The following is a 9942-nucleotide window of genomic DNA, read 5'->3' as shown; positions in this document are numbered from 1 at the left end:
ATGGGCCACAGGGGTGCTGACATTCAACGCCAACGCCGTCGATCCGCTGGGCGCCCGCTGGGTCTGTGACGCCGACGGCAACGGCGAGTGGGCAGGCGAAAACGAAGGCACGCTGGAGGTGAAGACGGGCGAAGACACCTCGCGCTGGTCGCTGGTCGTCACCCGCAAGGGCGACACGATGCAGGTCGAAGAACGCCATGTCAGCGGCGACCCATCCATCCCCTACTGCGGTTTCAACGGCAGCCTGTCCGGGACCTATTTCCGCGTGAACCCGCTCACCCAAGACACCAACTGATCGCCAAGCCGTTTTCGTCGCGCAACCGGCGGAAACGGCGTCAATCCAGATAGTTGGCCTTCAGCGCGCGAAGGGCGGCGATGCGCGCCTCATAATGGGCGATCGTGCAGGCTTCGCCCGCCATGCCAAGCGCCGTCCCTTGACCGAAGACGTCGCTGACGACGTCGCAGTCGTCGCGGATGAAGGCGCGCCAATGCTCCTCGGCCGCCATCAGGCTGGCGCCCGCCTTGACGTAATCGCTGCCCTCCGGCCCCACCCCGCTCAGCCTGTTCGCGATCTGAAACACCAGCGTCGCATGCACATCCTCAAGACCGGCGCGGTGCTTGCCATAGCAAACAGCGTCACCGAGTGAAGACCCGGCGTCACGCATGCACCACGCCAGCCATTCAGGGGCGCCAAGCGCAGGTTCAGCCGTCTCGTCGTCAACCTGCGCGGCCCACGCGCTGCTCAGCGGGAACAGACCAATCACAGCCGTGATCGCCAGCACAGTGCGGGCATTTCCAAAACGTCGCATCAATCCCGATCCACCGAAGCCATGTCGCAGGTCGTTTCTTCGGCCCCACATACACCCTGGAACCAGGCCGTTCCTGTGCGAATCCGATTGGCGGGCAAGGCCTGAAGCGCGCCGCCCACGCTCTCGCGCTGGATGACATAGTCGACCAGAACCCAGCCGTCCTGGCCACAGGCGCGGATCGCCGTGACACGCCCCATGTCCGTCACCCAGTCATCACCCAGATCCAGCACACGCTCGCCAGCCCGGTCAGGGCGGGCGAAACCACGGGCGGACTGGATGGCGAATTGCGCGGCGTCGGCAGGAATCCAGCCCTCGCCTGAATAGACCGTTCGAACCGGCAAGGGCCGGTCGTCGGCGTCTGTTTCGCCCTCGTTGTAGGCGTCGCTTGCGTCCGCGATCTTCAACCAGCCGCGCCTCGCCTCCTTGACCTGAAAGCGTACGCTGTGGGGATACTCCCGCTCTTGAGCGCGCGTCGGAATGGCGCCGAGCGCAACGGCCTGAGCATCAGGCGCGCTTCTGACAACAAGCGGCGCGCTGAGCCTGTAGCTCGGCCATGCAGCCAGGTCGCAGGCCGTCGCTTCCGTTGGCATCCACACGTTAGGCACGGGAACCGGTTGCGCCTCTACGACAACCGCCTGAGCGGCCAGCGCCAAGGCTGACGCCACGACACACGCCCTCATCTTGGCGCCGCTCATGGCAACGTCCTGGGGCTGGCGCGGATGCCTGGTGCAATCTCCTGCGGCCGGTCCGTCCAGGTCAGAATCTTGACAAGAGGTCCGCCTGGCGCGGCGAACTTCTGGCACACCTCCGGGCCGATCTCCTGCGAGAGATCAGCGGCGCGAAAGGCGCCGTCCTGCAGTCCCTGCGTATAGACCTCGGCCCATTCGCGATCCTTTTCCGGCAACCGGCTCCGTTCGTAATCAGCGTCTGCATTGGCGTTGTTCTGGATCAACAGCGCGTCCTCGTCGGACAATAGCCGACACAGCAACCCCATGCCCACCAGACGCTGGATGCGCACAGCCAGCACGGCATGACCCCGGAACAGTTGCCGCTGGATCGCCGCCATGTCTGGCGAAACCTGGTCGCCCGCTTCCTGCGCCACAGCCGCACACGGGGCAGCCATCCCAGCAGCGCAGGCCAAGACCAGACCGGCTATCAGCAGCTTTCGCATCATCCCTCCCGCAGCCCGGAACACGAACGTCAAAGCTGGACGCGCGAGCGCCCGCCAAGGGATCATTGAACAATTTTGATCATTGTCCAATATCTCATGTGGTCAACGTGAAGGCGGCGCAGCCCCGGCGTGGATCAAGGCTTCCCACACACGATCCAGAGCCAGCTCCATTGGCTGGCTGATGTTCATCAGGGCGAAACTGCCGTTCGGATCGAAGACGCAATGCCCGTGCACCACCGCGATCAACGAGCGCGCCAGACGTGGCGCCTCAGACTGCGCCTGCGTCGGCAGCACAGACGCAACCTCGTCCACAATGAGCTGGGTCAAAGCGCCGCGCTGCAGGTTCTGCTCGTCGGGAATAGCGACGTCCGGCGGCAGATGGTGGTCATAGATGGCGGTCCAGCTGTTCGCATTGTCGCGCGCAAAACCGAAATAGGCCTCGACCAGCGTCTGGATCCGGTCGGCACCGCTGGCTTCAAGCCTTTGCCGCACATAGTCGGCCCAAAGCTGGAAGGTGCGCGTATTGATCGTGATCAGCAGCCGATCCAGCGTTCCAAACACGTTATAGAGCGTGCCCACGGAATAGCCGATCCGTTTGGCCACCTCACGCGCAGAGAAGCGGGCAAACCCCACCTCGGCCATATGTTTATGGCCTTCGACCACGAACAGATGTTCGAGCTCCTGACGCGTGTGATCTGATCGCCTTCCCATGGTCACCGCATAGCAGGCATCGGAGCGTCATAAAACTTAGAAACAGCAGGCCCCGCCTAGGCTGCCCAATCCAAGTTGGTGGCGCGAAAAATAAATGAACATCGCTCAAATAATACTGGACGACGGACATATCCCTGCCTAGCCTCCCAGACTGAAGTTCGGAGAAAACCCGTGACCCGCCACCCCGCCGAGAACAAAAGCCGCAACACACTGCTGTTCTGGGCCGCGCTTGTGTCCAGCCTGGTCGGCTGGGCGCCGTTGCTGGCGGGCCTGATCAGCGCAGGCGCCGCATCAGCCTTCAACTGCCAGGTCAACGAGGCCTATGCCCGTCCCTGCATGGTGATGGGCGCCGACATATCAGACACCCTCTACAACGGCTTCATGGCGATGTTCCTGCTGATCTTCACAGCCCCCATCATCATGATTTCATTGGTCCTATGGATCATTTTCGCGGTGTTCAGCGTTCGCCCCAAACGCACGAACGGCGCAAACGCGGCGGTCTCGACATCATCGCCTCAAGACAGGAAACCGACATGATCTCTTCGTCACGACTGACGCCGCGACTGATGATCGCCATCGGCGCCCTGGGCATAGCGACTGCGGCCGCGGGTTCGGCTCAGGCCGCAGCGGCCTGTCCCGCCGGCGATTTCACCAGCTTCTTCCGGGCGTTCGCCAATTCGACAGAAGTCCAGCGCCAGTTTTCGGCCACCTCCGTTGATTTCTCCGCCTATGAAGCCAGCGATGACACACCCGATCCTGTGATGGTGACACGCAACCGCCCCCGCGAAGCCATCCAGTACCCCGTCATTCCAAACACTGCACAACAACGCACTGAAGGTCTGAGGACACGCTTCCTTGCGCAAAGCAACGGCGATCAGATTGTTGATCTGACCAAGCCGGACACCGACTATCAGCTCAGGTTTGTGTTCAGCCGCGTCGGCGCGTGCTGGGAGTTGGAAGCGAAGATCGATCAATCGCTCTAAAGCGTGCGAATGAACGGGCCTTCCACGCCCGGCTCCAACCTCTGGCCCTGATAGAGTTGCGCCACCCGCGCGCCCAGCAGATCACCCGGCCCCTGAATGAAGCGCGGCCCGCCGAAGGCTTCGATACCATCCAGTTGCCGCGCCAGAGCCCGGCGATCCTGGGCGACCACCGGGTTCAGGAACAGACGGATGGCCGCCTCCTTCAGCCAGCCAGGTCCGCGCCCCTTGGGCGTCGTGAAGCGGGCGAACGGACGCAGCGAACCGGCGTCGACCGGGGTGAAGAAGGCGGACACGCACAGGGTCAGACCCTTCGGCCCCTCCCACCGCGCCTGCACCGTCGTCGGGGCATAGAGGCGCGTGCGGCTGCGGTCGCGGGGCGGCTCCAGCATGCGTGACATCCACCCCAGATCAGGAACAGGCTGTTCGATCACCTGCTCGATGCTGGTCTCAAACACATTGGTGCTGAGGTGAACTGGCATCCGCCGATTGCTGCGTCGGATGATGCCGTCGTGGATGTAGTTGGTGTGGAAGGCGTCGAGCACGTTTTCGATCGCGTCCAGCGCCCTGCCCCGCCACACGCCCTGCGCCCACCAGAAATGGTCATGGTCATCGTCGCCCCAGACGCCCAGATCAGGCAGGTCCGCCTGCCCCTCCTTCAACCGCACGAAGACGCCGCCATTGCGCTCGATAGCGGCGACGGGGCTGGCCGCCAGCCGCGCGCCATCGCCTGCGGCCAGTTCACAACCCGGCACCTCCAGACAGTCGCCGTCCGCCCCGAACCTCCATCCGTGATAGGGACAGACCACCGCACCGCCCTTCATCCGCCCGTCGGACAACGGAAAGTTCCGATGCGGACAGCGATCCAGCAGGGCCGCGATCCTCCCATCCGCGTCGCGAAACAGCACGACCGGCGTGTCCGCCACCTTGCGCGCCAATGGCTTGGCGCGAACCTCAGTCGACAAAGCGGCCAACTGCCAACTGCGCGCGATACTGTCAGGCAAGGGCGTCATTGCGCGCCTCCGGGGCCGTTCCATTCGATATCACGGGTCATGGCCTGCTCCAGACTGCATCCGGTCCGCGCCGCGCGCATCGAAAAGACGGCGCTGTCGATCAGAGCACCCAACACAGGCGCCGCGCCGCCGCCCCTGGCGATCACGTCCTGCCCCTCGCGCCGTTCACGCGACCAGGACGCCATACGCCTCTGCTTGATCGCCTCTGGCAGGCCATAGAGCCACATCGCCAATCCCAGATGCCCGCGTTCACGCCCCCTGACCAGACGGTCCGCCTGCCCGGTCATCGCCAAGGCCAGTTCACTACGCCCTCCGAACAGATGCAGACCGCTGGTGCCACGCGGATTGCATTCGATCATCCAGGGACGGCCGTCAGCGTCGATGATGGCGTCACAGGCGAACTGGCCGTCCCTGACAAAGCCTGCCAACCGTTGCGCCGCCTCGAACAAAGGGGCCGCAGCCACCTCGGCCAGCGATTCAAAGGCATAACCGACGCCGCCCGGCCTGCGCCATGGCGAACCATAGGCGGCAAAAGCCGTCAGGACGCCGTTCACTGCAACAGCATGAAAACAGACCTCCTCACCCACGATCCGATCCTGCGCTACCCAGACACGGTCTTCGGCAGGTGAAATTTGGGTCAGTTGCGACGCGGATGGGCCGATCAGGATCTCGGCTCCAAAGCGGGAATACTCCGGCTTGAACACCAGTCTTTCCGTCTCCGGCGCCAACTGATCCAGTTCCGCCTGCCCGCTGATCCGACGTGTTTTCGGGACCGAAATCCCTAACCGCTCGCACACCTGAACGAAGCGACTTTTGGAATGGAGGTCATTCAAAACCTGCGGCGACGGCGCAAAGAGGCGGTCGGCAAAACCCAGCGAAGCCGCAGCCTCAGCCAGATGAAAGACTTCCTCACACACAGGAACAATCAGATTAAATTCAAATCTCTGCATCAGAGATTGAAGATCAGACCTGAAAATCTCTGACTGCAGTTTCGGCGAGGCGTACCGATGCACAGCCTCGGCCACGCCAGACCATCGCGCCATCAGACAGGCACAACTGTCCGCCAGATGAACTTCCCAGTTCGCCGCGGCGAAACTGCGCGCCAGATCGAGCGCAGCCGGCGCCCGCGCGCCTGTGATCAGCACCCTATTGGGCATCAGACCACCGGATGCGCCGACGCTTCGGCTGATCCCAGATCGGCGATGGAGCGACAACGATTGTCGGACCGTTCTCAACCTTCGACAACAACCCGTCCAACGCCCCTACGGCGACAGGCGCCACGGCAGGATCGACCTCGATCACCACGCCCTTTGCACTGCCCGTCACGCGCCAATCCTGCTGCGGACCCAAGGCGTGAGCCAGAGCGTCCTCCACGTCACGCGGCGGAATGACGTGGTCGCCCCAGCGCCATAGGTCGTCATAACGGCCTTCCACGCCCCGCACCGCAAGCAACGGCGAACCGCATCGGCACGGGCCAGCAGGCTCCAACACATCGTCCAGCCGCAACCGCACCACCGGCTGGCTGACCCGCCTCAGATCAGTGACGATGGGACGAAAACGGTTCGTGCCCGCAATGGGGTCACGCTCGATGATCAGCACGTCCTCGTTCAGATGCAGCGTCCCGAACCGACAGGCCGCACCCAAAAAGCCCTCGGTCGCCTGATAGATGGGATCAGGCCTCAAGCCCAATCGCTGGCCGATCCAGTCGCGTTCGCCCTCGCCCATCGGTTCAGCGCCATAAAGCAGACGCCGCAACGGCCACCGAACGCCCTCGCCCGCCCGTCGTGCAATATCCGCCAGGACATGCGACGGCGCGATCAGCACATGCGGCTGAAACGCCTCGAGACGCGCCATTCGCTGATCTGCAGGCGTATCCAGACCGATGAAGTCGAACGACACCCGACCAGCCCCGCCGACATCCCGATAAAGGGCGCTGTCGGCCCTCAGGCAAAGCGCGATACGCCAGGTCCGCAACGGCGCATCCAGCGGCAACAGCCGCGCCAGGGCATGACCGACATAGGCGGCGCGCTCGGTTGGGCTGGCGAGAAACAGACCACGCGAACCGCTGGAGCCCGTTGAAAAGCCTGCTGTCACGCCGCCAGCAAGACCACCGTCGCGCCCTTCCTCAGCCGCCTGCGCCGCCGCCATGACCGAGGCTTCATCCAGACCCAGCGTGTTCCAATCTGCAAAGGCGGCGCGCACCTTCGTAGGCGTAAAAATCGGGAACTCACCCAGCGGACGTCCGGCATAGGCAGCCAGAGCCGGGGTGCGCGCCAGCACCGGCTGCAGCCGTCGCCACAGGTCGTTCTGGCGCCGCTCCACGTCGGCGCGGGTTCGCAAACGAAGCCTGTCGAACTGCGTCGCCGCCCAGGCCCGACCGATGACTTTGCGGTCAGGCGTCATCGCCGCCGATCTCCGCCGCTGCTTCGGCGCAATGTGACGGCGTCACCACCAGGTCGGCGTTTCGTGTCCAGAGGCGATGCAGATCATGCAGGGTCCGGCGATAGGTTTCCGTCTCGCCCAGGATACTGGTGGTCAGGCGCGGCGGCGGGGCGTCGTCGCGTACAGCGCGTCGCGACCATGCGGCGTCTCCGATCAGGAAATGACGCCGGTCGTCCTCGCCTCGCAGGACCACCCCCCAATGCCCCGGACAATGGCCTGGTAGAGGAACCGCCAGCATGGAGCCGTCGCCAAACAGGTCTGCGCCATCGCTGAAGGGCGCCATGTCATCACCCAGCGGCGCACGCGGCAGATCCTCGAAAAAGCGCCCGCGGGCGTCGATATCGGCGGGCAACAGTCCATCCAGAATGCCGCGCCGGACCCGCGCCAATCGCCCATGACCGCGCACATCCGCCAATCCTGCCCGCGCGCAAAACAGCGTCGCTTTAGGAAAGGCGTGCAGCCCAGCGATATGGTCGCCGTGGAAATGCGAGATGACGACCGCCCGCACATCCTCCGGCTTCAAGCCGAAGCGGCCCAACTGGTCGACGACAGCCCGCCCGTCCGGCAGATCGACTGGCGTCGTCCAGCGATAGAACCGCTCTGGAAACGGCTGGGTCGCCCTGAAGAAGGCCGGGTCATAGCCGGTGTCGAACAGCACCGGCCCCACCGTCGGGTGCATGATCAGGCCTGCCAGAGCCGGAAACTCGACCGGCGCCCAGCCCGCGCCGCTTCGCGCCATCGCCTCCGGGTGACGACACGAACCTGCCTTCAACACATGGACCTGACAGCGCGTCATGCCGCCATCCTCGGCGCCAGATCCAGCGCAATCGCCACCGCATCATGGGCGGGTGAATAGCCTAGAGCGGTCCGCGCATAGGACAGGTCGAAGGTCTGGGAATAGGCCAGGATGGCCAGAGTATAGGGGGTGATCTTCGGCTCGGGGCGGCCCGGCCATGCGCCACACACCGTCTCTGACACCGAGGCCAGAACCCGCATCGGCGCCATCGGAACGGGGACCAGCCGTGGCCTCACTTCCAAAACCTCACACAACCGCTCAGCCAGATCGAGAATACGGATCGGCTGACCGCCCGAGATATTGATTGGCCGCCCGCCCACTGCCTCACGATTCTGGTCCGCCAGCACCAGGGCCTTCACCGCATCGCGCACGTCCGTCAGGTCGATCCGGGCGACGCCGCCGCGCAGGACAGGCAGCCTGCCGCGTCGAACCATCTCAAGAATCCGGGGCAGCAGAACCGCATCATCCGGCCCGATCAGGGCGCGCGGACGGATGGAGATTGTGCGGAAGCCGGGCCGATCCGCCGCCAGCACCTGCCGCTCAGCCGTCAGCTTGGTTCGGGCATAGGCGTTCAACGGGCGCAGGGTCGGCGGGCTGTCCTCTGTCAGCCCCTCCTGATCCTTGAAATCGGCATAGATCGATGGCGACGACACGAAGACGAAGGCGTCGCACCCCGTCACCTGCGCCGACGCCAGCAGCCTCTCGGTCACATCGACATTGATGCGCTGAAACACCGCTTCCGCCCCCCAGGGGCTGGACAGGGCCGCCGCGTGAAAGACCACATCAACGCCGTCGCACAATCGGGTCAGGTCAGCCTGCAGCAGATCGCATAGGACCACATCCGCGCCCATGGCCTTCAGCCGCTGCACGGCGCCAGCAGACCGTCCTGTCGCACGCACGGCATATCCGGCTGCAATCAGCCCCTCGGTCAGAGCCAGCCCCAACCCGCCTGTCGCGCCTGTAACCAGTGCACGCCGCATCAGAACCGCAGCACCATGGCCGCCGCGCTGATTCCGGCGGCGGTTCCCAGCAGAAGAACTGTTGTTCCCGGCTTCACCCGCCCCAGAGACTGCGCCTCGACCAAGCCGCTGGGCAGAGACGCGGCGATCTGGTTGCCGCGATCCGAGAAGATGTCGATGACCCGTTCCGGGTCGCCGCCCATCAATCGCCGCACATGTTCGACGCCGGGTCGGCTGGCCTGATGGCAGATGACCAGATCGACGGTTTCGCGCGTCAGGCCCGCCTCCTCCAGCACCCCGTCGATCATGCGCGGCAAGACCTTGGCCGCCGCCTTGAACACCCCGAAGGCGTCCATGCGGAACCGCGCGCCCTCCAGCAACGCCTCATAACCGTCCGTGGCGCGGATCCGTGTGCCGCCAGAGCGCAGGACGGCCAGATCCTTGCCCTCGCCATAGGTTTCGAACCGGCGACTGATCAGAGCGGGGCCTTCATCATCCGCCCGCGCCTCGATGCAGACCGCCGCCGCCCCGTCGCCGAAAATGGCGGCCGAGGCTGGGGTCGCCCAATCCAGCCCCGCTGATGCAATGTCGCTCGACACCACCAGCGCGCGTTTCCAGCGCCCCGTCGCAAACCCCATGGCGACGATGTCCAGCGCAGCCAGGAACGACAGGCAGGTCTGGTTCACGTCAAACGCCCAGATGCCAGATTTGCCCAATCCCAGTTCATTCTGGATCAAGACTGAGGTTCCCGGAATCGGCTGCTCCATCACGCCGCAGGCGCCGATCAGAACGTCGAAATCCCCCTCGCCCCACCCCGCCATCTCAAGCGCCGCTCTCGCCGCGCGGGCGCCCAAAACGGAGGTTGTTTCCTCAGGCGACGCGACCGCTCGACTGGAGATGCCGAACTGCCCTTCAGTCCATCCCGATGATTGGCCGAATACAGCGTCCAGTTCAGACGACGGCCTGCGCCTTTCGGGTAGAGCCGCGCCATATCCAACGAAGGCCAGCCCCGTCATTGCGACGCACCCTGCACGTGACGGGCGGTCAGGCCCGTATTCTTA

General features: G+C 64.5%; 13 protein-coding genes. 3 read left to right on the top strand and 10 right to left on the bottom strand.

Features of this window, described 5'->3' with window-relative positions:
• Positions 1-295, top strand: a 295-nt coding sequence (locus QZ281_RS05195) for a hypothetical protein (RefSeq protein WP_292225514.1), incomplete at its 5' end; no start/stop codon positions are given.
• A gap of 40 nt (positions 296-335) precedes the next feature.
• On the opposite strand, the gene QZ281_RS05190 is transcribed toward QZ281_RS05195, so the two are convergent.
• The 4 genes from QZ281_RS05190 to QZ281_RS05175 all read right to left on the bottom strand — a co-directional run bounded on the left by QZ281_RS05190 (position 336) and on the right by QZ281_RS05175 (position 2691).
• Positions 336-809, bottom strand: a complete 474-nt coding sequence (locus QZ281_RS05190) for a lysozyme inhibitor LprI family protein (protein WP_292225512.1) — start codon at positions 807-809, stop codon at positions 336-338.
• Complete coding sequence (locus QZ281_RS05185; RefSeq protein WP_292225510.1) at positions 809-1213, bottom strand: hypothetical protein; 405 nt, start codon at positions 1211-1213, stop codon at positions 809-811. The genes QZ281_RS05190 and QZ281_RS05185 overlap by 1 nt, the downstream gene beginning before the upstream one ends.
• 287 nt (positions 1214-1500) lie before the next feature.
• A complete protein-coding gene (locus tag QZ281_RS05180) occupies positions 1501-1980 on the bottom strand; it encodes a hypothetical protein (protein WP_292225508.1) in 480 nt (159 codons plus the stop codon).
• A gap of 102 nt (positions 1981-2082) precedes the next feature.
• The gene (locus QZ281_RS05175) at positions 2083-2691 is read right to left on the bottom strand and encodes a TetR/AcrR family transcriptional regulator (protein WP_292225505.1); all 609 of its coding nucleotides are present in this window, start codon (positions 2689-2691) and stop codon (positions 2083-2085) included.
• Between the two features lie 171 nt (positions 2692-2862).
• On the opposite strand from QZ281_RS05175, the gene QZ281_RS05170 reads away from it, so the two are divergent.
• Together QZ281_RS05170 and QZ281_RS05165 are read left to right on the top strand one after the other, a co-directional pair.
• On the top strand, positions 2863-3228 hold the full coding sequence (locus QZ281_RS05170; RefSeq protein ID WP_292225502.1) for a hypothetical protein: 366 nt from the start codon (positions 2863-2865) through the stop codon (positions 3226-3228).
• The gene (locus QZ281_RS05165; protein ID WP_292225499.1) at positions 3225-3674 is read left to right on the top strand and encodes a hypothetical protein; all 450 of its coding nucleotides are present in this window, start codon (positions 3225-3227) and stop codon (positions 3672-3674) included. The genes QZ281_RS05170 and QZ281_RS05165 overlap by 4 nt, the downstream gene beginning before the upstream one ends.
• On the opposite strand, the gene QZ281_RS05160 is transcribed toward QZ281_RS05165, so the two are convergent.
• The 6 genes from QZ281_RS05160 to QZ281_RS05135 all read right to left on the bottom strand — a co-directional run bounded on the left by QZ281_RS05160 (position 3671) and on the right by QZ281_RS05135 (position 9702).
• The gene (locus QZ281_RS05160; protein ID WP_292225497.1) at positions 3671-4684 is read right to left on the bottom strand and encodes an aromatic ring-hydroxylating dioxygenase subunit alpha; all 1014 of its coding nucleotides are present in this window, start codon (positions 4682-4684) and stop codon (positions 3671-3673) included. The two genes, QZ281_RS05165 and QZ281_RS05160, sit on opposite strands and share 4 nt — an antisense overlap.
• Positions 4681-5388, bottom strand: coding sequence for a hypothetical protein (locus tag QZ281_RS05155; protein ID WP_292225496.1), 708 nt, complete (start codon positions 5386-5388; stop codon positions 4681-4683). The genes QZ281_RS05160 and QZ281_RS05155 overlap by 4 nt, the downstream gene beginning before the upstream one ends.
• A 442-nt stretch (positions 5389-5830) precedes the next feature.
• A complete protein-coding gene (locus QZ281_RS05150) occupies positions 5831-7087 on the bottom strand; it encodes a cell division protein FtsA (RefSeq protein WP_292225494.1) in 1257 nt (418 codons plus the stop codon).
• Positions 7077-7922, bottom strand: a complete 846-nt coding sequence (locus QZ281_RS05145; protein ID WP_292225493.1) for an MBL fold metallo-hydrolase — start codon at positions 7920-7922, stop codon at positions 7077-7079. Before QZ281_RS05145 ends, QZ281_RS05150 begins: the two co-directional genes overlap by 11 nt.
• Entirely contained in the window at positions 7919-8902 is a 984-nt protein-coding gene (locus tag QZ281_RS05140) for an NAD-dependent epimerase/dehydratase family protein (RefSeq protein WP_292225491.1), read from the bottom strand. The genes QZ281_RS05145 and QZ281_RS05140 overlap by 4 nt, the downstream gene beginning before the upstream one ends.
• Entirely contained in the window at positions 8902-9702 is an 801-nt protein-coding gene (locus tag QZ281_RS05135; RefSeq protein ID WP_292225488.1) for a 3-oxoacyl-[acyl-carrier-protein] synthase III C-terminal domain-containing protein, read from the bottom strand. Before QZ281_RS05135 ends, QZ281_RS05140 begins: the two co-directional genes overlap by 1 nt.
• Positions 9703-9942 lie beyond the last annotated feature (240 nt).

Source organism: Brevundimonas sp. (assembly GCF_018608325.1).
In the GTDB taxonomy this organism is placed as follows: Bacteria; Pseudomonadota; Alphaproteobacteria; order Caulobacterales; family Caulobacteraceae; genus Brevundimonas.
The sequence above is the reverse complement of the archived record's forward strand: the minus strand, read 5'-3'. Positions and strand labels throughout refer to the sequence as shown.